At 62.3% G+C, this 23,049-nt stretch carries 21 protein-coding genes; 18 read left to right on the forward strand and 3 right to left on the reverse strand.

What is annotated here, in order from left to right; translation table 11 throughout:
• Positions 1-4: 4 nt before the first annotated feature.
• The 15 genes from nuoH (at position 5) to AC1RQ5_RS15950 (ending at position 15,178) form a co-directional block, all read left to right on the forward strand.
• Positions 5-1,030 carry an NADH-quinone oxidoreductase subunit NuoH gene (gene nuoH / locus AC1RQ5_RS15880; RefSeq protein WP_398478655.1) on the forward strand — a complete coding sequence of 342 codons (1,026 nt, stop codon included), beginning with the start codon at positions 5-7 and terminating at the stop codon, positions 1,028-1,030.
• Between the two features lie 7 nt (positions 1,031-1,037).
• Complete coding sequence (gene nuoI / locus AC1RQ5_RS15885; protein ID WP_398478657.1) at positions 1,038-1,526, forward strand: NADH-quinone oxidoreductase subunit NuoI; 489 nt, start codon at positions 1,038-1,040, stop codon at positions 1,524-1,526.
• Positions 1,527-1,535: 9 nt separating this feature from the next.
• Positions 1,536-2,174, forward strand: a complete 639-nt coding sequence (locus AC1RQ5_RS15890; protein WP_398478659.1) for an NADH-quinone oxidoreductase subunit J — start codon at positions 1,536-1,538, stop codon at positions 2,172-2,174.
• Positions 2,171-2,479 carry an NADH-quinone oxidoreductase subunit NuoK gene (gene nuoK, locus AC1RQ5_RS15895; protein ID WP_211908799.1) on the forward strand — a complete coding sequence of 103 codons (309 nt, stop codon included), beginning with the start codon at positions 2,171-2,173 and terminating at the stop codon, positions 2,477-2,479. Before AC1RQ5_RS15890 ends, nuoK begins: the two co-directional genes overlap by 4 nt.
• Positions 2,480-2,486: 7 nt before the next feature.
• On the forward strand, positions 2,487-4,577 hold the full coding sequence (gene nuoL / locus AC1RQ5_RS15900) for an NADH-quinone oxidoreductase subunit L (protein ID WP_493200180.1): 2,091 nt from the start codon (positions 2,487-2,489) through the stop codon (positions 4,575-4,577).
• Complete coding sequence (locus AC1RQ5_RS15905; protein WP_398478663.1) at positions 4,577-6,100, forward strand: NADH-quinone oxidoreductase subunit M; 1,524 nt, start codon at positions 4,577-4,579, stop codon at positions 6,098-6,100. The genes nuoL and AC1RQ5_RS15905 overlap by 1 nt, the downstream gene beginning before the upstream one ends.
• 23 nt (positions 6,101-6,123) lie before the next feature.
• Positions 6,124-7,560 (forward strand): NADH-quinone oxidoreductase subunit NuoN, encoded by a 1,437-nt coding sequence (gene nuoN, locus AC1RQ5_RS15910; protein ID WP_493200182.1) that lies wholly within the window; start codon positions 6,124-6,126, stop codon positions 7,558-7,560.
• Entirely contained in the window at positions 7,560-8,369 is an 810-nt protein-coding gene (locus AC1RQ5_RS15915) for a biotin--[acetyl-CoA-carboxylase] ligase (RefSeq protein WP_493200184.1), read from the forward strand. Before nuoN ends, AC1RQ5_RS15915 begins: the two co-directional genes overlap by 1 nt.
• On the forward strand, positions 8,366-10,042 hold the full coding sequence (locus AC1RQ5_RS15920; RefSeq protein WP_398478670.1) for a ribonuclease J: 1,677 nt from the start codon (positions 8,366-8,368) through the stop codon (positions 10,040-10,042). Before AC1RQ5_RS15915 ends, AC1RQ5_RS15920 begins: the two co-directional genes overlap by 4 nt.
• Positions 10,043-10,066: 24 nt before the next feature.
• On the forward strand, positions 10,067-10,471 hold the full coding sequence (gene mce, locus AC1RQ5_RS15925) for a methylmalonyl-CoA epimerase (RefSeq protein WP_398478672.1): 405 nt from the start codon (positions 10,067-10,069) through the stop codon (positions 10,469-10,471).
• A 7-nt stretch (positions 10,472-10,478) separates the two neighbouring features.
• Positions 10,479-10,754, forward strand: coding sequence for a DUF1467 family protein (locus AC1RQ5_RS15930; protein ID WP_493200187.1), 276 nt, complete (start codon positions 10,479-10,481; stop codon positions 10,752-10,754).
• Between the two features lie 37 nt (positions 10,755-10,791).
• Positions 10,792-11,172, forward strand: a complete 381-nt coding sequence (locus AC1RQ5_RS15935; protein WP_493200189.1) for a hypothetical protein — start codon at positions 10,792-10,794, stop codon at positions 11,170-11,172.
• A gap of 622 nt (positions 11,173-11,794) precedes the next feature.
• Positions 11,795-13,114, forward strand: coding sequence for a proline--tRNA ligase (proS, locus tag AC1RQ5_RS15940; protein WP_493200191.1), 1,320 nt, complete (start codon positions 11,795-11,797; stop codon positions 13,112-13,114).
• 76 nt (positions 13,115-13,190) lie between these two features.
• Complete coding sequence (locus AC1RQ5_RS15945) at positions 13,191-14,471, forward strand: lipoprotein-releasing ABC transporter permease subunit (RefSeq protein ID WP_493200193.1); 1,281 nt, start codon at positions 13,191-13,193, stop codon at positions 14,469-14,471.
• Between the two features lie 8 nt (positions 14,472-14,479).
• Positions 14,480-15,178 (forward strand): ABC transporter ATP-binding protein, encoded by a 699-nt coding sequence (locus tag AC1RQ5_RS15950; RefSeq protein ID WP_398478683.1) that lies wholly within the window; start codon positions 14,480-14,482, stop codon positions 15,176-15,178.
• Positions 15,179-16,072: 894 nt separating this feature from the next.
• On the opposite strand, the gene AC1RQ5_RS15955 is transcribed toward AC1RQ5_RS15950, so the two are convergent.
• Positions 16,073-16,381 (reverse strand): DUF3551 domain-containing protein, encoded by a 309-nt coding sequence (locus AC1RQ5_RS15955; RefSeq protein ID WP_493200195.1) that lies wholly within the window; start codon positions 16,379-16,381, stop codon positions 16,073-16,075.
• Positions 16,382-16,636: 255 nt separating this feature from the next.
• On the opposite strand from AC1RQ5_RS15955, the gene AC1RQ5_RS15960 reads away from it, so the two are divergent.
• Both AC1RQ5_RS15960 and dnaE read left to right on the forward strand, forming a co-directional pair.
• A complete protein-coding gene (locus AC1RQ5_RS15960; protein WP_398482201.1) occupies positions 16,637-16,831 on the forward strand; it encodes a hypothetical protein in 195 nt (64 codons plus the stop codon).
• Between the two features lie 645 nt (positions 16,832-17,476).
• Positions 17,477-20,953, forward strand: a complete 3,477-nt coding sequence (dnaE, locus tag AC1RQ5_RS15965; RefSeq protein WP_493200197.1) for a DNA polymerase III subunit alpha — start codon at positions 17,477-17,479, stop codon at positions 20,951-20,953.
• Positions 20,954-21,058: 105 nt separating this feature from the next.
• Here dnaE and AC1RQ5_RS15970 read toward each other — a convergent pair whose 3' ends face one another.
• Complete coding sequence (locus tag AC1RQ5_RS15970) at positions 21,059-21,286, reverse strand: hypothetical protein (protein WP_493200199.1); 228 nt, start codon at positions 21,284-21,286, stop codon at positions 21,059-21,061.
• A 10-nt stretch (positions 21,287-21,296) separates the two neighbouring features.
• Positions 21,297-21,527 carry a hypothetical protein gene (locus AC1RQ5_RS15975; RefSeq protein ID WP_493200201.1) on the reverse strand — a complete coding sequence of 77 codons (231 nt, stop codon included), beginning with the start codon at positions 21,525-21,527 and terminating at the stop codon, positions 21,297-21,299.
• Positions 21,528-21,893: 366 nt separating this feature from the next.
• Here AC1RQ5_RS15975 and AC1RQ5_RS15980 point away from each other — a divergent pair, with 366 nt between their 5' ends.
• Positions 21,894-22,877, forward strand: coding sequence for a 30S ribosomal protein S2 (locus AC1RQ5_RS15980; protein WP_398482209.1), 984 nt, complete (start codon positions 21,894-21,896; stop codon positions 22,875-22,877).
• Positions 22,878-23,049: the final 172 nt, after the last annotated feature.

The raw sequence follows: 23,049 nt of genomic DNA on the forward strand, positions 1-23,049 counted from the left end.
GACGATGGCTGAACTCTGGACTAGCACTCTCTGGCCGCTGATCATCATGATCGCGCAGAGCCTTCTCGTGCTCGTATTGCTGCTGGTGGCGATCGCCTACATCCTGCTGGCGGACCGCAAGATCTGGGCGGCGGTGCAGATCCGTCGCGGCCCCAACGTGGTCGGCCCGTTCGGTCTGCTGCAATCCTTCGCGGACTTGCTGAAATTCGTGCTGAAGGAGCCGGTGGTTCCGTCGGGCTCGAACAAGGGCGTGTTCCTGCTGGCGCCACTGGTGTCCTGTATCCTGGCGCTCGCCGCCTGGGCCGTGATCCCGTTCAATCCCGGCTGGGTCATCGCCGATCTCAATGTCGGCGTGCTCTACATCTTCGCGATCTCGTCGCTGTCGATCTACGGCATCATCATGGCCGGCTGGGCGTCGAACTCGAAATACCCGTTCCTGTCGGCGCTGCGCGCCGCCGCGCAGATGGTGTCCTACGAAGTCTCCATCGGCTTCGTCATCATCACCGTCTTGTTGTGCGTCGGTTCGCTGAACCTGTCGGCCATCGTGATGGCGCAGGATTCGAAGTGGGGTATCCTCGGCTGGTACTTCATCCCGCTGTTCCCGATGTTCATCGTGTTCTACGTGTCGGCGCTGGCGGAAACCAACCGTCCGCCCTTCGATCTCGTGGAAGCGGAATCCGAACTGGTCGCGGGCTTCATGACGGAATACGGCTCGACCCCGTATCTGCTGTTCATGCTCGGTGAATACGTGGCCATTGTGTCCATGTGTGCGCTGGCGACCATCATGTTCCTCGGTGGCTGGTTGTCGCCGATCCCGTTCGCGCCGTTTACCTGGGTGCCGGGCATCATCTGGTTCGCCATCAAGGTGATGTTCATGTTCTTCATGTTCGCGATGGCGAAGGCGATCGTGCCGCGCTACCGCTACGACCAGCTGATGCGTCTCGGCTGGAAGGTGTTTCTGCCGCTGTCGCTGGCTTACGTGATCATCGTCGCCGGCGTGCTGCAATTCGGGGGCCTGGCTCCGAAATGAGGTCACTATGAATATCAGGGCAACAGCTCATTCGCTGCTTCTGGCGGAGTTCGCGCAAGCGTTCGTCCTCGCCATGAAGTATTTCTTCAAGCCGAAGCCGACCTTGAACTATCCGTTCGAGAAGGGCCCGATCTCGCCACGCTTCCGCGGTGAGCACGCATTGCGCCGTTATCCCAACGGCGAAGAGCGCTGCATCGCCTGCAAGCTGTGCGAAGCCGTGTGTCCGGCCCAGGCCATCACCATCGAGGCCGGCCCGCGCCGCAATGACGGCACCCGCCGCACGGTGCGCTACGACATCGACATGGTGAAATGCATCTATTGCGGACTGTGCCAGGAAGCCTGTCCGGTCGATGCGATCGTCGAGGGGCCGAATTTCGAATTCGCCACCGAGACGCGCGAGGAGCTTTTCTATGACAAGGCCAGGCTGCTCGCCAATGGCGATCGCTGGGAACGCGAGATCGCGAAGTCACTCGCGCTCGACGCGCCGTATCGCTAAGGGGCAATCATGATCTTCCCCGCATTGTTCTTCTATCTGTTCGCCGGCGTTTGCGTCGCCTGCGCGGTCATGGTGATCGCGTCCCGCAATCCCGTGCATTCCGTGCTGTTCCTGATCCTCGCTTTCGTCAACGCATCCGGCCTGTTCATCCTGATGGGCGCTGAATTCCTGGCGATGCTGTTGATCGTCGTCTATGTCGGCGCGGTCGCGGTGCTGTTCCTGTTCGTGATCATGATGCTCGACGTTGACTTCGCGCAGCTGCGTGAAGGCTTCATCCAGTATCTGCCGGTCGGCCTGCTGGTCGGCGCGATCTTCCTCGCCGAACTGCTGCTCGTCGCGGGCGGCTGGGTGATGAACCCGAATGCCGGCAAGGCGATCACCGCGGCGATCCCGACCAATGTGTCGAACACCGAGGCGCTCGGCCTCGTGCTCTACACGACCTATATTCACTACTTCCAGCTCGCCGGCCTGGTGCTGCTGGTCGCCATGATCGGCGCCATCGTGCTGACGCTGCGCCATCGCGGTTACGTCAAGCGCCAGGACATCAATGTCCAGAACGCGCGCACCAAGACCATGGCCATGGACGTGCGCAAGGTGCCGGTCGGGCAGGGCCTGCAGGACTCGGACTCGGGGAACTGGATCAAATGACCATCGGTCTCGGACACTATCTGGCGGTCGCCGCGATCCTGTTCACGCTCGGGATCTTGGGCATCTTCCTGAACCGCAAGAACATCATCGTCATCCTGATGTCGATCGAGCTGATCCTGCTCTCGGTCAACATCAACATGGTGGCGTTCTCGACCTTCCTTGGCGACATCGTCGGCCAGGTGTTTGCGCTGCTGGTGCTGACCGTGGCCGCTGCGGAAGCAGCGATCGGTCTCGCCGTGCTCGTGGTGTATTTCCGCAACCGCGGTTCGATCGCGGTTGAAGACGTCAATCTGATGAAGGGCTGAGCCAGTTATGATCCAGGCTCTTGTATTCCTGCCGCTGATCGGTGCGCTGATCGCTGGCGCCATCGCTCTTGCGGGTGCGCATGGTCGCAACCCCAGCGGCGACGAGATGGACCACGCGCATGGTCACGACGACCATGGTCACGGCCATGCCGACGCCCACGCGTCGCATGCGCATGATGATCATGCCCACGGCCATGATGATCACGATGATCACCACCACGTGGCCGAGCCGGCAGCTTTTGGTTCGCGCGCGGCCGAGCTGATCACCGCCGGCCTGCTGGTGGTGTCGGCGGCTTTGTCCTGGATCACCTTCGTCGATGTCGCCTTCAATCACCACGATGCCCGCATCGTGCTGCTGAGCTGGATCAATTCGGGCGACCTGCAGCTGTCCTGGACGCTGCGCGTCGATACGCTGACCGCCGTCATGCTCGTCGTCGTCACCACGGTGTCGTCGCTCGTGCACATCTATTCGCTCGGCTATATGGAAGACGATCCGAACCGGCCGCGCTTCATGGGCTATCTGTCGCTCTTCACCTTCATGATGCTCATGCTGGTGACCGCGGATAACCTGCTGCAGCTGTTCTTCGGCTGGGAAGGCGTGGGTCTCGCCTCGTATCTGCTGATCGGTTTCTGGTTCAAGAAGCCGTCGGCGAACGCCGCCTCGATCAAGGCGTTCGTGGTCAACCGCGTCGGCGACTTCGGCTTCCTGCTCGGCATCTTCGGCATCTTCATGCTGCTGGGCACCACCGATTTCGACACCATCTTCGCCGGTGCGCCGGCTCTGGCCGGCAAGACCATCAACTTCTTCGGCTGGCATGCCGATGCCCTGACGCTGATCTGCCTGCTGCTGTTCGTCGGCGCCATGGGCAAGTCGGCCCAGTTCCTGCTGCACACCTGGCTGCCGGACGCGATGGAAGGCCCGACGCCCGTGTCGGCACTCATTCACGCCGCCACCATGGTCACCGCGGGCGTCTTCATGGTCGCCCGTATGTCGCCGCTGTTCGAACTCGCGCCGAACGCGCAGAACGTGGTCATGCTGGTCGGCGCCACCACGGCGTTCTTCGCAGCGACCATCGGTCTCGTGCAGAACGACATCAAGCGCATCGTCGCTTACTCGACCTGTTCGCAGCTCGGCTACATGTTCGTGGCGCTGGGGACGGGGGCTTACTCGGTCGCCATGTTCCACCTGTTCACGCATGCCTTCTTCAAGGCGCTGCTGTTCCTGGGCTCGGGCTCGGTGATCTATGCGATGCATCACGAGCAGGACATCCGGAAGATGGGTGGCCTGTGGAACAAGATCCCGTTCACCTATGCGATGATGACCATCGGCACGCTGGCTCTGACCGGTTTCCCGTTCACCGCCGGTTACTTCTCGAAGGACGCGATCATCGAAGCGGCTTACGCCTCGCACAATCCGTTCGCTTTCTACGGCTTCCTGATGACCACGGTCGCAGCGCTGCTGACCTCGTTCTACTCATGGCGCCTGGTGTTCAAGACCTTCCACGGCAAGCCGCATGATCAGAAGCACTACGATCACGCGCATGAACCGCCAATGTGGATGCTGTTCCCGCTGGCTGTGCTCGGCATCGGTTCGTTCGCGGCCGGTCTGCCGTTCAAGGAATCCTTCGCTGGCCACCATGTCGGTGAGTTCTTCCGCGAGTCGCTGAAGATGAACCCGCACATCCTCGAAGAGATGCATCACCTGCCAACCTGGGTGCCGTATCTCCCGACCGTGATGATGGTGCTGGGCTTCCTGATTTCGTACCTGTTCTACATCCGCAAGCCGTATCTGCCGGTTGAACTCGCGAACCAGCATCCGCTGCTCTACAAGTTCCTGCTCAACAAGTGGTATTTCGACGAGCTGTACGACCTCATCTTCGTCCGTCCGGCCAAGTGGATCGGTCACTTCCTGTGGAAGAAGGGCGACGGCATGGTCATCGACGGCTTCGGGCCGGACGGTGTCTCGTCCCGCGTGCTCGACGTCGCGCGCGGCGCGGTCAAGATCCAGACCGGCTACCTCTATCACTACGCCTTCGCGATGCTGATCGGCGTCGCCGGGTTGATCACCTGGTTTATCTTCGGCCTGGGGGGCCACTAATGTCCGGCTCTGTCATGACCTGGCCGATCCTCTCGGTCACCACCTTCCTGCCGACCGTCGGCGCCGTGCTCGTCTATCTGATGGCGCGCGGCCGCGACGAGGCGGCCGACCGCAATGCCAAGTGGATCGCCCTGTGGGCGACCATCGCGACCTTCGCCGTGTCGCTGATCATGGTGGCGCGTTACGACGGTTCGAATGCCGGCTTCCAGTTCGTCGAAAAAGCGCCCTGGCTGGCTGCGACCATCAACTACCATATGGGCGTTGACGGCATCTCGTTCCCGTTCGTGATCCTGACCACTGCGCTGATGCCGTTCTGCATCCTGTGCTCGTGGAAGTCGGTCTCGAAGCGCGTGCCGGAATACATGATGGCGTTCCTTGTTCTGGAAACGCTGATGATCGGCACCTTCTCGGCGCTCGATCTCGTGCTGTTCTATCTGTTCTTCGAAGGCGGCCTGATCCCGATGTTCCTGATCATCGGCATCTGGGGTGGCCCGCGCCGCGTCTATGCGTCCTTCAAGTTCTTCCTCTACACGTTCCTGGGCTCGGTGCTGATGCTGCTCGCCATCATGGCGCTGTATTGGCAGGCGGGCACGACCGACATCCCGACCCTGATGCAGACCGCGATGCCGCGCAGCCTGCAGATGTGGGCATGGCTGGCCTTCTTCGCGTCCTTTGCCGTGAAGATGCCGATGTGGCCGGTGCACACCTGGCTACCCGATGCACACGTTGAAGCACCGACCGCCGGCTCGGTCGTGCTGGCTGCCATCATGCTGAAGATGGGCGGCTACGGCTTTCTGCGCTTCTCGCTGCCGATGTTCCCGGATGCGTCGCTGTATTTCGCACCGATGGTGTGGACGCTGTCGGCGATTGCGATCGTCTACACCTCGCTCGTCGCGCTGATGCAGGAAGACATCAAGAAGCTGATCGCTTATTCGTCGGTCGCACACATGGGCTATGTCACCATGGGTATCTTTGCCGGCACCCAGCAGGGTGTTGCGGGCGCGGTGTTCCAGATGATCTCGCATGGTATCGTGTCGGGCGCGCTGTTCCTCTGCGTCGGCGTTGCCTATGACCGCATGCATACCCGCGAAATCGCGGCCTATGGCGGTCTCGTCAACCGGATGCCGATCTATGCGATGCTGTTCATGGTGTTCACCATGGCCAATGTCGGTCTGCCCGGCACGTCGGGCTTCGTCGGCGAATTCCTGACGCTGCTCGGCACCTTCAAGGTTTCGATCCCGACCGCGACGGTCGCCTGCGCTGGCGTCATTCTCTCGGCGGCCTATGCGCTGTGGCTCTATCGCAAAGTGGTGTTCGGTGATCTGACCAAGCCGGCGCTGATGGGCATGAAGGACATGACCGCCCGCGAAGGCCTGCTGCTGGTGCCGCTCGCCATTCTCACCATTCTGTTCGGTGTCTATCCGAAGCCCGTCCTCGATATGTCGGCGGCCTCGGTTGATCTCGTCGTCAAGAATTATGCTGCTGCAACTGCTGCCGTGAAGGCAGCGGCACTGCTGCACTGACCGCAGCGGACCAGGATCTCGCTATGACCATTACGACCGCTGGATATTCACTGTTGCCCGTGCTGCCGGAGCTGATCCTGGCAGTGGGCGCCATGGTGCTGTTGATGATCGGCGCCTTCAACGGGCCGAAGGTGACGGGGCTGGTCTCGGCGCTCGCCATCTGCCTGTTGATCGTCACCGGCATCGCCGAAGTGATGCTGCCGGCTGGCAAGCTCGTCACCTTCGGTGGCAGCTTCATCGTCGATGATTATGCGCGCTTCCTGAAGGTGCTGGCGCTGGTCGCCTCGGGCGTCACGCTGCTGCTGTCGCGTGAATTCCTCGAACACGATACCCGCCGCATCTTCGAGTATCCGATCCTGGTGCTGCTCTCGACCATCGGCATGATGGTGCTGATCTCGGCCGGCGACCTGATCATGCTCTATCTCGGCCTCGAACTGATGAGCCTTGCGCTCTATGTCGTCGCCGCCTCGAACCGCGACAATGCCAAGTCCACCGAAGCGGGCCTGAAGTATTTCGTGCTGGGCGCGCTGTCGTCGGGCATGCTGCTCTACGGCGCCTCGATGGTCTATGGCTTCACCGGCACCGTGAACTTCGCCGGCATCGCCGCCGAAGCCAAGAACGGCAATATTGGCCTGGTATTCGGCCTGGTGTTCCTGCTCGCCGGTCTCTGTTTCAAGGTCTCGGCCGTGCCGTTCCACATGTGGACGCCGGACGTCTATGAAGGCGCGCCGACCCCGGTCACCGCGTTCTTCGCCTCGGCCCCGAAAGTGGCAGCACTCGCGGTGTTCACCCGCGTCGCGCTCACCGCATTCCCCGGCATTGCCGTGCAGTGGCAGCAGATCGTGGTGTTCGTGTCGCTGGCCTCCATGGTGCTCGGCTCCTTCGCTGCCATCGGCCAGACCAACATCAAGCGCCTGATGGCTTACTCCTCCATCGGCCATATGGGCTTTGCGCTGGTCGGCCTCGCCGCCGGCACGCAAGAGGGTGCGCAGGGCGTGCTGGTTTACATTGCGATCTATGTGGCGATGACGCTGGGCTCCTTCGCCATCATCCTGACCATGAAGCGCAACGGCCAGCAGGTCGAAAGCATTTCGGACTTTGCCGGTCTGTCGCGCACGAATCCGGTCGTGGCGTTCTTCTTTGCCATGTTCCTGTTTTCGCTGGCCGGCGTGCCGCCGCTGGCCGGCTTCTTCGGCAAGTTCTACGTGTTCATGGCGGCCATCAAGTCGGGCCTGTTCGTGCTTGCTGTGGTCGGCGTTCTCTCGTCGGTCGTCGGTGCGTTCTATTATCTGCGCATCGTCAAGCTGATGTATTTCGACGAGCCGGCCGGCGCCCTCGATCCGATGCGCGTCGAACTGCGCACCGTGCTTGCGGTGACGGGCGTGTTCAACATCCTGTTCTTCGTCTATCCGGCGCCGCTGGTCAGCGCAGCTCAGCTGGCCGCGAAGTCGCTCTTCTAGTGGCGTTCGCGCTCGGGCCACGAGCACTGGCGGCGGGCACGCAGCTCGCCGCCTTCGACAGCACCGGTTCCACCAACATCGAAGCCATGGACCGTGCCCGCGCAGGCGAGCGCGGTCCGATGTGGTTTGTGACCAGCGAACAGACCGCGGGCAGGGGACGACGTCATCGTCCATGGAGCGCGCCGCGCGGCAATCTCGCCAGCAGCATCCTTGAAGTGATGGATCTCGCGCCCGCCCAGGCCGCGACGCTCGGCTTTGCGGCAGGGCTCGCGCTGGAAGCGGCGCTCCAGCGCGTCAGCGTGGAAGCGCGGATGCGCGCGCCCGACGCCATGCCGGAGTTCCGCCTGAAATGGCCGAATGACGTGCTGGCCGGGAAGGCCAAGCTCTCGGGTATCCTGCTCGAAGCCGAGGCGGTTCCATCGGGGCTCGCCGTCGTGGTCGGCATCGGCACCAATGTCGTGGCGCATCCCGAAGACACGCCATATCCAGCCACCTCGCTGCGAACACTCGGCCTCGATGTCGATGCCGAGGGGCTTTTTACCGCGCTGTCGGACGCCTGGGCGGAATATCGCGCGATCTGGGACAATGGCCGCGGTTTTGGCGCCATTCGGACCAAGTGGCTGGACCGCGCCGCTGGACTCGGCGAGCCCGTGTCCGTACAGGCTGGTCACTCCACAGTTTCTGGAATCTTCGATACGATTGACGACGCCGGTTGTCTGATTGTTGCCACTGCGGACGGTCGGCATATGCCGATCTCGGCGGGCGACGTTCACTTCGGCTCCGCGGCGTCGGCAAGGACTGGACAATGACAAGACCCGACGAACTTACATTTGCATCGCTGGGAGGTGTCGGCCAGATCGGCATGAACCTGTCGATCTATGGCCTCGGCAATCGCCACCAGCGCTCCTGGCTGGCGATCGATCTCGGCGTCTATTTCGGCGACGAGGAGCATCTGCCCGGCATCGATCTGGTGATGCCCGACATCACCTTTCTCGAAAAGCAGAAGAAGAACCTCGTCGGCCTCGTGCTGACGCATGCCCATGAGGATCACTTCGGCGCCATCATCGATCTGTGGCCAAAACTGCAATGCCCGATCTATGCGACCAAGTTTTCCGCGGCACTGTTCGAGGCGAAATGCGCGGCCGAGCGTGGCTCGCCGAAGATCCCCGTGACCGTCGTCGAGTCCGGTTCGCGCTTCAATGTCGGCCCGTTCGATATCGAAATGATCCCGGTCGCGCATTCGATCCCGGAAAGCCATGCCATCGCGATTCACTCGCCGGTCGGCACCGTGCTGCACACAGGCGACTGGAAGATCGATCCGACCCCGATCATCGGCAAGCCCACCGACGAGAAGCGGTTGCGCGAACTCGGCGACGAGGGCGTGCTGGCGATCATCGGTGACAGCACCAATGCCGTGCGTGATGGCCGCTCGCCGTCCGAGATGGAAGTGGCTGCGACTCTCACCAAGCTGGTGATGGCGTCCAAGGGCCGCGTTGCTGTCACGACCTTCGCATCGAATGTCGCCCGCGTGCGTGCCGTTGCCGAGGCTGCGCAAGCGTCCGGCCGCGAGGTCGTGCTGGTCGGTCGCGCCATGGAGCGCGTCGTGCAGGTGGCGCGCGAATGCGGCTATCTCGACGGCCTGCCGGCGTTCCGCAATGCCGACTATTACGGTCACTTCCCACCGGACAAGGTGCTGGCGCTGTGCACGGGCAGCCAGGGCGAAAGCCGCGCGGCCCTTGCGCGCATCGCCAATGACGATCATCCGATGGTGACGCTCAACAAGGGCGACACAGTGATCTTCTCGTCGCGCACCATTCCCGGCAATGAGAAGGCCGTCGGCACCATCATCAATGGCCTCGTCACCCAGGGCATCGAGGTCATCACCGACCGCGACGCGCTGGTGCATGTCTCCGGGCATCCGCGCCGCGACGAATTGCGCGACATGATCTCCTGGGTGCGTCCGGAATTGCTGATCCCCGTGCATGGCGAAGCGCTGCATCTCAGCGAGCACGCGAAGCTCGCGCGTGCCTGTGGCGTACCGAAGGTGATGATCGTCAAGACCGGCGATCTCGTGAAGCTCGGACCCGGCGATTCCGCGGTGATCGATCAACTGCCGTCGGGCCGCATCTTCAAGGATGGCAGCATTCTCGAAAGCGAAAAGTCGCGCGCCGTCAGCGAGCGTCGCCGTCTCGGTTTTGCGGGCTGCGCCATGGTTGCGCTGGCGATCAACAGCAAGGGCGATCTGCTCGACGATCCCGCCGTGGATCTGATCGGCATTCCCGAGAAGAACAGCGCTGGCCTGTTGCTCGATGACATCGTCTATGACGTCGTGGTCGAGGTGGTCGAGAACCTGCCAAAGGCGCGCAAGCGCGATCCCGATGCCATGGCGGAATCGGTGCGGCGAGCGGTCAGATCGAACCTGGCCGAACACTGGGGTAAGAAGACCATCTGCTATGTGCAGGTGCTGGTGATCGAACAATAAGAAAACAAATACGGAGGAAACATCATGCTGGGCAGGCTCAATCACGTGGCGATCGCCGTTGCCGACGCCGCCAAGGCCGCGAAGATCTACGGCACCGCTTTCGGCGCCGAGATCTCCGACCGCGTGCCGCTGCCTGAGCATGGTGTCTACACCGTGTTCGCGACGCTGCCGAATACCAAGATCGAATTCATCGAGCCGCTCGGCGACGCGTCGCCGATCGCAAAGTTCGTCGAGCGCAATCCGGACGGCGCCATCCATCATCTCTGCTACGAAGTGCCGGATATCATCGCGGCGCGTGACCAGCTGATCAGCGAAGGCGCCCGCGTGCTCGGCGATGGCGAGCCGAAGATCGGCGCGCATAACAAGCCCGTGCTGTTCCTGCATCCGAAAGATTTTTCGGGCGCCTTGGTCGAGATCGAACAGTCCTGAGGGCGCGATGGCCTATACGATCTCGACGGCGCTCGCGATCTACTTCGTGATCTGGTGGGTCACGTTGTTCCTGACGCTGCCCTTCGGCGTGCGCAGCCAGCAGGAAGCAGGAGAGGGCATCGAAGGCACCGATCCCGGCGCGCCCGTGCTGGCACGCATGGGGCGCAAGCTGATCTGGACCACCGTGCTATCCGCTGTGTTCTTCGCAGCCGGAATGGCGGCGCATAACGCCGGCTATCTGAATATCGAGCGGCTGTCGAAACTGATGGGCATTCCGCTGTGAGCCCGCGTGCGATCAAAGCAAGGCGGAGGGCAATTGCATGAAGCGCTTTCTGTTGTTCCTGTTGCTTGGCCCAGCCGTTGGCTTCGCGACATTCGAAATCCGGGAAGTACTGAGCGGAAAGGTGATCGGCGGTTTTCCCGGCTTCATCATGGGATTGCCTTTCGCCTATTGGTTCGGGCTCATTCCCTCGCTGATCATGTGGGGCGAGGACTGGTTCCTGGAAGACAAGATGGGCCTGTGGCCGAAGGTGCTGACCTCGACCATCACCGGCTATGTCGTCAGCATCGCGATGCTGAAGATCTGGACCTCGGTGCCGATTCCGCTGTCGCAGGTGCTGACTTTCGGTTTCGTCGGTGCATCGCAGGGACTTGTGTGTTCGTGGCTGTCCGGCATCAAGCCGAAGCGTGCGGCGTCGTAGGGCGGATAAGGCGAAGCCGTCATCCGCCATTCTTCGCCCAACGCAATCGGCCGGCGGATGACGCTGCGCTCATCCGCCCCACATCCCCATGCAGCAATTCGCCGCGTATCAACGGCTTGCATCACTCGTCGGAATTGGCGATAGAGAGCGTGCTCGCTAGGCGAACAGAACTTGTTCGCAAAAAAAGAGCAGGGCACATGGCCCTGCTCGGAAAATTGTGTCGACCCTATATACCCCGATCGTTGGATTTTATCCTTTGATTGGCGGGTTGACGCTGCTTTGGCGCGTCAGGGTTCCTCCCGAGACTTGGACCGTTTCAGGCTTCATCCTTGCGGATGTGCCTGAGCTTTGAGTCGTAGCTGAACTTTTTGTGTTTGTCATCAATTTCGGCATAGTCTGTTCAAAATTGAGGCATGCATAGAATTCAATGACGTTTCGCTACTGAGGGTTGTCGTTTACGCCCTTATAGGCCGGATTTCAAACGCGGAGGTTGCGCAACCTGCCGCAGACTGCAACGGATTTGCTCCGTCGGGCATCGATTCAGCCGCCGCCCTTGTGTTTTGCCGCCCGATCCGGTTTCACTCGGGCCTTCAAATTTCCCTCCGATTCCTTAGGCTTCACGATGCGGCTGTCGCGCTATTTTCTTCCCATCCTCAAGGAAACGCCGAAGGAAGCGGAGATCGTCTCGCATCGGCTGATGCTGCGTGCCGGCATGATCCGTCAGGAAGCCGCGGGCATCTATGCCTGGCTGCCGCTCGGCCTGCGCGTGCTGAAGAAGATCGAGGCCATCGTCATCGAGGAGCAGAACCGCGCCGGCGCCATCGAGCTCCTGATGCCGACGCTGCAGCTCGCCGATCTCTGGCGCGAAAGCGGCCGCTATGACGCGTACGGCCCCGAGATGCTGCGTATCACCGATCGCCACAAGCGCGAGCTGCTCTACGGGCCGACCAATGAGGAAATGATCACCGAGATCTTCCGCGGCTATGTGAAGTCCTACAAGAGCCTGCCGCTCAATCTCTATCACATCCAGTGGAAGTTCCGCGACGAGCAGCGTCCGCGTTTCGGCGTGATGCGTGGCCGCGAATTCCTGATGAAAGACGGCTACTCTTTCGATATCGACGAGGCCGCGGCGAAGCATTCCTACAATCAGATGTTCGTCGCCTATCTGCGCACCTTTGCCCGTATGGGCCTGAAGGCGATTCCGATGCGCGCCGAAACCGGTCCGATCGGCGGCGATCATAGCCACGAATTCATCGTGCTTGCCGAAACCGGCGAGTCCGGCGTGTTCTGCAACAAGGATGTGCTCGATCTGCCGATCCCGCCTGCCGACGTGGATTACAGCGGCGATCTGTCGGGCATCATCAATCAGTGGACCTCGATCTATGCGGCCACTGAAGACGTGCATGATGCCGCGCGCTTCGAGAGCGAAGTGCCGGAAGACAAGCGGCTGAACACCCGCGGCATCGAAGTCGGCCAGATCTTCTATTTCGGCACCAAATATTCCGACAAGATGCAGGCCAATGTCGCCGGTCCCGACGGCGCCGAAGTGCCGGTGCATGGCGGCTCTTACGGCGTCGGCGTGTCGCGTCTGCTCGGCGCGATCATCGAGGCGAGCCACGACGACAACGGCATCATCTGGCCGGAAGAAGTCGCGCCGTTCCGTGCGTCGATCCTCAACCTCAAGCAGGGCGCGGCCGATACGGATGCGGCCTGCGAGGCGCTCTACAAGGAGCTGACCGCCAAGGGCGTCGATGTCCTCTATGACGACACCGACCAGCGCGCCGGCGGCAAGTTCGCCACCGCCGATCTGATCGGCGTGCCCTGGCAGATCCTCGTCGGTCCGAAGGGATTGGCCGAGGGCAAGGTCGAGCTGAAGCGCCGCAGTGACGGATCGCGCGAGAACATCTCGCCGGCCGAGGTCGTCGCAAAGCTGACGTCCTGACAACTTATCCACTATGGCATCGCCGCATCCTGTGCGATGCGGCTAGAATAAGCCCGATTCGTATGGGAGTCGGACGTTGGATGATGCCATGAGCGAGCCAGTTCGAACCCCACCCTTCGCCGCCTTCGAATGGCTGCTGTCCGGACGATACCTCCGTGCACGCCGTAAGGAAGGATTCATCTCGGTCATCGCCGGATTTTCCTTTGTCGGCATCATGCTCGGCGTTGCCACGCTGATCATCGTGATGGCCGTGATGAACGGTTTTCGCAAAGAGCTGCTGGACAAGATCCTGGGCCTCAATGGCCATATCCTCGTGCAGCCGCTGGAGCGCCCGCTCACCGACTGGAAGGACGTCGCCGACCGCATCAATGGCGTCGATGGCATTCGCCTTGCGGCGCCGGTCGTCGATGGCCAGGCGCTGGGCTCGTCGGCCTTTGGTGCATCCGGCGTGTTCGTGCGCGGCATTCGCTCGGCGGACCTGAACAATCTCACCTCCATCGCCAAGAACATCCGGCAGGGCACGCTGGAAGGTTTTGATGAAGGGCAGGGTGTTGCGATCGGTCGCCGGCTCGCGGATCAGCTGTCGCTGCATGCCGGCGACAACATCACGCTGGTGGCGCCGAAAGGTGCCGTGACGCCGATGGGCACGACGCCGCGCATCAAGCCCTACAAGGTCGCGGCGGTGTTCGAGATCGGCATGTCCGAATATGACTCGACCTTCGTGTTCATGCCGCTGGCCGAGGCGCAGGCCTATTTCAACCGCAACAACGACGTCACGTCCATCGAGGTCTATACCAACAATCCCGACAAGATCGATGGCTACCGCAAGGCGGTGACCGAGGTCGCGGGACGCCCGATCTTCCTCGTCGACTGGCGGCAGCGCAACGCGACCTTCTTCAATGCGCTACAGGTCGAGCGTAATGTGATGTTCCTGATCCTGACGCTGATCGTGCTGGTGGCCGCGCTCAACATCGTGTCCGGCCTGATCATGCTGGTGAAGGACAAGGGTGCTGATATCGCCATCCTGCGCACCATGGGCGCGTCCCAGGGCTCCATCATGCGCATCTTCCTGATCACCGGTGCTGCGATCGGCGTCGTCGGCACGCTGGTCGGTTTCGGCGTCGGCCTGCTTGTCTGCATGAATATCGAGGCGATCCGCCAGTTCATCTCGTGGATGACCTCCACCGAACTGTTCTCGCCCGAACTCTACTTCCTGTCCAAATTGCCGGCGGAGATCGATGTCGGCGAGACCTCAGCAGTGGTCATCATGGCGCTCACGCTGTCGTTTCTCGCGACGCTGTATCCGTCATGGCGTGCGGCGCGGCTCGATCCCGTTGACGCATTGAGATACGAGTGATGGCTGAGATGGCGCAAGGGGACGAGGATACACCGGCTCTGTATCTGCACGACGTCAAGCGGCAATACACCCAGGGCGAAAGCGTCCTGACCATTCTCGACCATGCCAAGCTCGGCCTGTGGGCGGGGCAGTCGGTGGCGCTGGTGGCGCCGTCGGGCTCGGGCAAGTCGACGCTGCTGCATATCGCCGGTTTGCTGGAAAGCCCGGACGAGGGCGAGGTCTATGTCGGCGGCACCGCGACGCTCGGCCTGTCGGATGCCGAGCGTACGCAGATCCGCCGCACCGATATCGGTTTCGTCTATCAGTCGCATCGCCTGCTGCCGGAATTCACCGCACTTGAGAATGTGATGCTGCCGCAGATGATCCGCGGCTTGAAGCGCTCCGAGACGGTCAATCGCGCCAAGGAAATCCTGGCCTATCTCGGCCTCGGCGATCGCATCACCCATCGCCCCGCCGAACTCTCCGGCGGCGAGCAGCAGCGCGTGGCGATCGCGCGCGCTGTGGCGAATGCGCCGCGGGTGCTGCTGGCGGACGAGCCGACCGGCAATCTCGATCCGCATACGGCGGATCATGTGTTCAACGCGCTGATGCAGCTGGTGAAGGCCACGCGTGTGGCGATGCTGATCGCGACGCATAATATGGAGCTCGCCGGCCGCATGGATCGGCGGGTGTCGCTGGAAAACGGCAAGGTGATTGAACTGGCGTGAGGCTTTCTCTCCCTCCCTCAAGCGTGGCGTAGCCACGCGCAGCGGGGAGGGTGGATCAAAGCGAGCGTTCAGCGAGCTTTGAGACGGGTGGGGTGCTTCCCCACACTCTCACGTCAGTGGGGATAGACCCCACCCCGGCCCTCCCCGCTGCGCGGCTGCGCCGCTTGGGGGAGGGAGCACTCCTGCCGGGGCGTGACGTCCTGATCAACCTGTCAAACAGCCCCGTCATTTCTGTAATCATGAGTCCGCGTTCTCGCGGCGCCCGGTGGCGTCCGAGGTATGAGCAGGTCTCCCCTCGAGACATGAGGGGAGGTGGCACGCCGCAAGGCGCACTGGGTGGGACTTGACGCTGCTCCTGCCTGCTGGGTCGCCAGCAAACCGGAGCCGCGCAACGCCTTACGGCGCGCCACCGCGACGTTCTTACTGATCGAAGGACCGTTCTTCCGGGTACTGGGCGCTCTCTCGCAAGAGAGCCATCCGACGGATTTCTCCGCCTTCGCCCGCACCACGTCCAGCCGCGCTAGCGGCAGGGCCCCGTATTGGGCCCGGACGGTGACCCTCGACCACCCGAGTGCGTGAGGCCGCGTGAGCCTCCCGCCCGCAGGCGCCGCATCCACGTTCCGCCCAGAAGACGCCTCATGAGAGCGCCCCTCGCGAACGGGACGGGAGGGATAATGGCGAAGATGGGAATTTTGTCAAGAACAAAAATGGAACGAAGCTCGAAGCCGTAGGATGGGTTGAGCGGAGCGAAAACCCATCGGCCGAACCGCGCGGCAAACTCCGCCGATGGGTTGTCGCGCCGGCCTTCGGCCAGCGCTCAACCCATCCTACGACCACCACTCAAACAAAAACGGCCGGCAAAGCCGGCCGTTCATTATCCTCGATCGAGGTTGCTCAGTAGTTGCGCTGCTTCTTGCGCTTGCGCGGGGCCGGCTGGGCGTCGCCGTAAACGGGCTGCTGCGCGTAAGCGAGGGCCGGGTTCTGGAAGCAGGAGAGGCCGAGGCCCGACGCCGTGTTGAAGCACTGCTGGTAGGTCGAATAGCTGCAATCGTCGTCGCCATAGAGCGAGCGCATGCAGAACGCGTAGCCGGAGGGCGTGTAGAACGAGAACGGGCCGGGATCGCGGGGCTGCGCTGCGGCCGGTGCGATCGCGAGGGCGGAGGTGGCACCGAGGGCCAGCAAGGCAAACAAGGCTGCGCGCATCAAAAGTCTCCCTGCCGACTCGCTGCCGGCGGTCAATGTCATTGTCAGCACAAAGCCGGTCGCATGGCCTCTCGTCAACTCACAAAGCGGCTGCCGCGCGGCAATGCCGCCTGCGGACATCTCTGGACATGACATTTTTGCGCCCTGTGCAAAAGCGCGCAGCCGGCACGTGCCGTGAGCAAAAAGTACTCACCATAAATTGCAGGGTATTGAGGTTAAGGGAGCATTAAAATGAAGGCCTAGGTAGGCTTGTAAATGGCGTTCACACATCGCCATGGCAGCCACGATACGCCCGATCCAACGCAGAACGATCAGGGAGCTATCGCCATGCTGAACACGGCATTGATTGTGATCTGGATGTCACTGGGATTGTGCCTGGTGCCGATCATCTTCGTCTCGCTGGGCCTGTGGGCCAGCAGCGAAGTCGAGGATCCCAAGGAGTATCACTGAGGACGACGGCGGTGTGCCGTGGCGCCTCCAGTCGCAGGGCGCGGCTACCGCATCTTATCGCCGAGGCAGCCCGCGGCCATCCTTCGAGACGCGGCCAAACGGCCGCTCCTCCGGATGAAGGCTGAGTGCGGTTCTATAGAAAACCCTCATGGTGAGGAGCGCGCAACGCGCGCGTCTCGAACCATGCAGGCCAAGGGCTATCCCTATCCGCGTGTCGCGAGGCAATAGCCTTGGGCCACACGAGCCTTGGGCCACACGGCGACGGTCAGCTACCGATTTTAACCATCACGATGTACAGGTTCTGTTCTCCTGTCCGGCCTGCTTGACTCTTGGAACGAAATAAGAACATTGTTCTGCATATGTTCACGAGAGATCACGGAGGCTGACATGCTGAAGACCTTTGTTGAAGAAGCCGCGGCACTGGCATCGATCGTTCTGTTCGTCGGGATGATCGCAGTATGGGCGCAAGTGATCCCCCAGCTCTGAGGCTGGCGCGGCCGGGCCCGGCTGATACCCGGGCCGGGATAATGGGGACGCCGCCAGCCTTTGTGTTGCGCTGGACGGCCTCCGGAGGCCACGATGATGAAGCGAGTCGGCCCGATGATGCCGCCGCTTTCCCCGTGACGACCGACCCGGAATGCCGACATGAGTGACCGTCCAGCCGCATCCACGCCCGGATTCGTGCATCTGCACGTTCACTCCGCCTATTCGCTGCTGAAGGGCTCGATGAAGGTCCAGAAGCTGGCGGACCTGGCCAAGGCCGATCACCAGCCGGCGCTGGCGCTGACCGACGTCGACAACATGTTCGGCGCGCTGGAATTTTCCGAGAAGCTGTCCGGCTATGGCATCCAGCCCATCGTCGGCGTCGAACTGGCTGTCGATTTCGGCGATCAGGATCCGAATGCCCGCAACGCGCACAATGTGATGATGCCGCGCATGGTGTTCCTGGCCACGCGCGAGCGTGGCTATGGCAGCCTGATGCGGCTCAATTCCCGCGCGTTCCTCGAAACGCCGGTGCATCAGACCCCGCATATCAAGCTCGACTGGCTGAAGGACGAAGCCCTCGATGTCATCGCGCTGACCGGCGGCCCGGAAGGCCCGCTGGCGCAGGCGCTGATCGCCGATCAGGCGGCGCTTGCCGCCCAGCGCTGCGAGCAACTCGCGGGGCTGTTCGGCGACCGGCTCTATATCGAATTGCAGCGCCACAATATCGAGAAGGAGCGCCGCGCCGAAGCGGGGCTGATCGATCTCGCTTACAGCCGCGGCCTGCCGCTGGTGGCGGCCAACGAGCCGTATTTCGCCACCACCGAGGATCACGAGGCGCATGACGCGCTGATGTGTATCGCCGGTGGCCGTATCATCGCCGAGAGCGATCGCGAGCAACTGACCCCCGATCATCGCTTCAAGACGCGCGCCGAAATGGCGGTGCTGTTTGCCGACATCCCGGAGGCGCTGGCCTCCACCGTGGAGATCGCCGAACGCTGTGCCTATCGCCCGCGCACGCGAAAACCGATTCTGCCGCGCTTCACCGTCGGCGCCGGCAGCAATGCGGAAGGGGCTGCACAGGAGGAAACGGACGAGCTGCGCCGGCAGGCGCAGGAGGGGCTCGATCGGCGTCTGAAGGTGCACGGCCTGTCGCAGGGGCGCAGCGAGGAAGACTATCGCGCGCGGCTCGATTTCGAGCTCAACGTCATCGCCCGCATGAACTATGCCGGCTACTTCCTGATCGTGTCCGACTTCATCAAATGGGCGAAGAGCCAGGGCATTCCGGTGGGGCCGGGCCGTGGTTCGGGCGCGGGATCGCTGGTCGCCTGGGTGCTGACCATCACCGACCTCGATCCCCTGCAGTTCAACTTGCTGTTCGAACGCTTCCTCAATCCGGAACGCGTCTCGATGCCGGACTTCGACATCGACTTCTGCCAGGATCGCCGCGGCGAGGTGATCACCTATGTGCAGGAGCGCTACGGCCGAGAACAGGTGGCGCAGATCATCACCTTCGGTACGCTGCAGGCGCGCGGCGTGCTGCGCGACGTCGGCCGCGTGCTGCAGATGCCGTATGGCCAGGTCGACAAGCTGACCAAGCTCGTGCCGCAGAATCCGGCGGCGCCGGTGACGTTGAAACAGGCGATCGAGGATGAGCCGAAGCTGCAGGCGGCGCGCGATGAAGATCCGATCGTCGCCAAAGCCTTCGACATCGCGCAAAAACTGGAAGGCCTGACGCGGCACGCCTCGACGCATGCCGCCGGCATCGTGATCGGCGACCGGCCGCTGTCCGAACTCGTGCCGATGTATCGCGATCCGAAATCGGACATGCCGGTCACCCAGTTCAACATGAAATGGGTCGAGCCTGCGGGCCTTGTGAAATTCGACTTCCTCGGCCTGAAGACGCTGACGGTGCTCGATGTCGCGTGCAAGCTGTTGAAGCAGCGCGATGTCCATGTCGATCTCGCCACGACGGCGATCACCGATGCGGCGAGCTACGAGATGCTGGCGCGCGGCGAAGTGGTCGGCGTGTTCCAGGTGGAAAGTGCCGGCATGCGGCGCGCGCTCGTCGATATGCGGCCCGACCGGTTCGAGGACATCATCGCGCTGGTCGCGCTGTATCGCCCCGGCCCGATGGCGAACATTCCGACCTATTGCGCGCGAAAACATGGCGACGAGGAGCCGGAATACCTGCACCCGATCATCGAACCGATCCTGAAGGAGACGTTCGGCGTCATCATCTATCAGGAACAGGTGATGCAGATCGCACAGGTGATGGCGGGCTATTCGCTCGGCGACGCCGACCTGCTGCGCCGCGCGATGGGCAAGAAGATCCGCGCCGAGATGGAGAAGCAGCGCGAGATCTTTGTCGCGGGCTCGGTGAAGAACGGTGTGCCGAAAGCGCAGGCCGATACGATTTTCGATCTGCTCGCAAAATTCGCGGATTACGGCTTCAACAAGAGCCACGCGGCCGCTTATGCGCTGGTGTCGTATCACACCGCTTACATGAAGGCGCATTATCCGGTGGAGTTCATCGCTGCGTCGATGACGCTGGATATGAGCAACACCGACAAGCTCTCCGAATTCCGCGCCGAAGCCCAGCGGCTCGGCATCAAGGTCGAGGCGCCGAACATCAATCGGTCGGGCGTGACCTTCGAGGTCGGCGAGAACACGATCTATTACGCGCTGGCCGCGCTCAAGGGCGTCGGTGCGGCGGCGGTCGAGCAGATCGTTGCCGAGCGCAACAAGAACGGGCTGTTCACCTCGCTGGCCGACTTTGCGTCGCGCGTGTCGCCGCGTGCGGTCAACAAGCGCATCATCGAAACGCTGGCCGCCGCCGGCGCGTTCGATACGCTGGATCCGCATCGCGCCCGCGTGCATGGCGGCGCGGACAGTATTCTGTCCGCCTGCCAGCGCGCCAATGAGGCGGCGACGTCGGGCCAGAACGACATGTTCGGCGGCGCGGTGGACGCGCCCACCGTGATGCTGCCGCAGATCGAGAACTGGCTACCGGCGGAGAAGCTGCGCAAGGAATATGACGCCATCGGCTTCTTCCTGTCCGGCCATCCGCTCGACGACTACGCGACCGCGCTGAAGCGGCTGCGGGTGCAGAGCTGGGCGGAGTTCTGCAAGGCGGTGAAGACCGGCGCCACCGCGGGCAGGGTGGCTGCAACGGTGGTGTCGCGCCAGGAGCGGCGCACCAAGACCGGCAACAAGATGGGCATCATGGGCCTGTCGGACCCGACCGGTCATTTCGAGGCGGTGCTGTTCTCGGAGGGCCTCGCCCAGTTCCGCGAGGTGCTGGAACCCGGCGCTGCCGTGCTGCTGCAACTCGGCGCCGAATTGCAGGGCGAGGATGTCCGCGCCCGCGTCCTCAATGCCGAGCCGCTGGATGCCGCCGCCGCCAAGACCCAGAAGGGCCTGCGGATCGTGATGAAAGATACCAAGGCGCTGGATTCGCTGGACAAGCGCCTGCAGCGGCAGACCGGCCCGGGGGCAGGCGGCGACGTCTCGATCGTGCTGCGGCTGGATATGCAGACCGAGGTGGAGTTCAAGCTCGAAGGCCGGTTCGTGGTGTCGCCGCAGATCGCGGGAGCGATCAAGGCGGTGACCGGCGTGGAGATGGTGGAAACCTTGTAGGATGGGTTGAGCGCAGGCGCGCAGCGCCGGAGCGAAACCCATCGGCGGAGCCAGCTGCAGGCGATGGAACGATGGGTATCGCTGCGCTCAACCCATCCTACGGCATCAAGTCGCGAGCACGGCCTTTTTCAAGGCATCGGGCAGGGTGACCGGGCTGAACGACGATTTCGGATACAGATAGTCTTCCCCGGATTCATCGATGACGCGCAGCAGGCCACGCTTTTCGGCCTCGTCGTCGGGCAGCACGACATAGATCTTTCGCCGTTCAAGCGCGGCGGGGTAACCCTCGTTGTCGAGGCAGATGACCAGCTGTTCGGGAGAGGTCTTTGCCATGGCAGCCTGCTCAGAGCAGATGTTTGATCTTGTATTCCCGGCGGCCGATGCCCGCCGCTTCATACCAATGTATTTCAGCAAGCTGGATTTGACCATCGGGCAGACGGATACGGCAGATTCCTTTCCGTTTGCGCCAACGGCCGCGACCATAGATCTTGCGGAGACGGGCGATCTCGCGAATGCCAGAACCCGTTGCAATCGTTTCGATATCGAGGATTCCGCCCACAATCTCGAATGTCATTCAAGGATTGTTGTCGGTATATTGTTCCCGTCAAGATGTGCCTTTGAACATCGGATGGCGCAGGATGGGTTGAGCGCAGGCGCGCAGCGCCGGAGCGAAACCCATCGGCGGAGCCTGCCGCAACGGACGGACAGCATGGGTTTCGCTGCGCTCAACCCATCCTACGGCAGCGGGCGGGGTGATAACCCCCTCCAAACCGCTGTTTCGCCTTGCTTCTCCCCAGAATCCGGCTATAAGCCGGCCCATCTCACACGGAAGCATGGCTTAATCGCCGTCCGGTGGCACCGGGCTGCAGGCAGAATTCATCTGTCCGCACACCCCCGATGCTCACACGCTTCCGGAGGAACAAACCGGAGAATTAGAACGATGGCACTACCTGAATTTTCTATGCGTCAGTTGCTCGAAGCTGGCGTGCACTTTGGTCACCAGTCCCACCGCTGGAATCCGAAGATGGCCGAATATATTTTCGGCGCCCGCAACAACATCCACATCATCGACCTCGCGCAGACCGTGCCGTTGCTGCACACCGCGCTGAAGGCCGTCAGCGACACCGTCGCCAAGGGCGGCCGCATCCTGTTCGTCGGCACCAAGCGCCAGGCGCAGGACGTCGTTGCCGAAGCTGCCAAGCGCTCGGCGATGTATTTCGTCAATTCGCGCTGGCTCGGTGGCACGCTGACCAACTGGAAGACCATTTCCGGTTCGATCAAGCGCCTGCGTCACCTGGAAGAAGTGCTGAATTCGGGCGATGCCTCGGCCTACACCAAGAAAGAGCGCCTGACCCTGCAGCGCGAGCGCGACAAGCTCGACCGCTCGCTCGGTGGCATCAAGGACATGGGCGGTCTGCCCGACCTGATCTTCGTGATCGACACCAACAAGGAAGACATTGCGATCCAGGAAGCCCAGCGTCTGGGCATCCCGGTGGCGGCGATCGTCGACACCAATTCGGATCCGAAGGGCATCACCTATGTCGTTCCGGGCAATGACGACGCCGGCCGTGCGCTGACGCTGTATTGCGACCTGATCGCGCGCGCCGTCATCGACGGCATCTCGCGCAACCAGGGTGAGTCGGGCTACGATGTCGGCGCCTCGCAGGCTCCGGTTGCCGAAGAGCTGCCGACGGGCTTCCAGGGCCTGGCCGGTCCGCGCGGCTCGGCCGACGATCTCAAGAAGCTCACCGGCGTGTCCGGCGCCATCGAGAAGAAGCTGAACGACCTCGGCGTCTTCCACTTCTGGCAGCTCGCCGAACTCGACCACGACACCGCCCACAAGATCGGCGAAGAAGTCGGTCTGCCCGCCCGTGCCGATGCATGGGTTGCCCAGGCGAAGTCGCTGACCGCGGAAGCCGAGTAATCACCACGCATTGATCTGTCCGGATTTCGGATTAGATCGCGTCCAGACTGAAGAACATCGTGCGGCCGTCATCTCGGCCGCACGTTCCGTATCTACAATTCTCCAGATGTTAGTTCCTGTGGTGAACCCGGCACCGGCCGCAGCGTTTCACCCTGACAGGCAGAGGGCTCTA

It is taken from the genome of Tardiphaga sp. GW821-FHT12E02 (genome assembly GCF_058807155.1).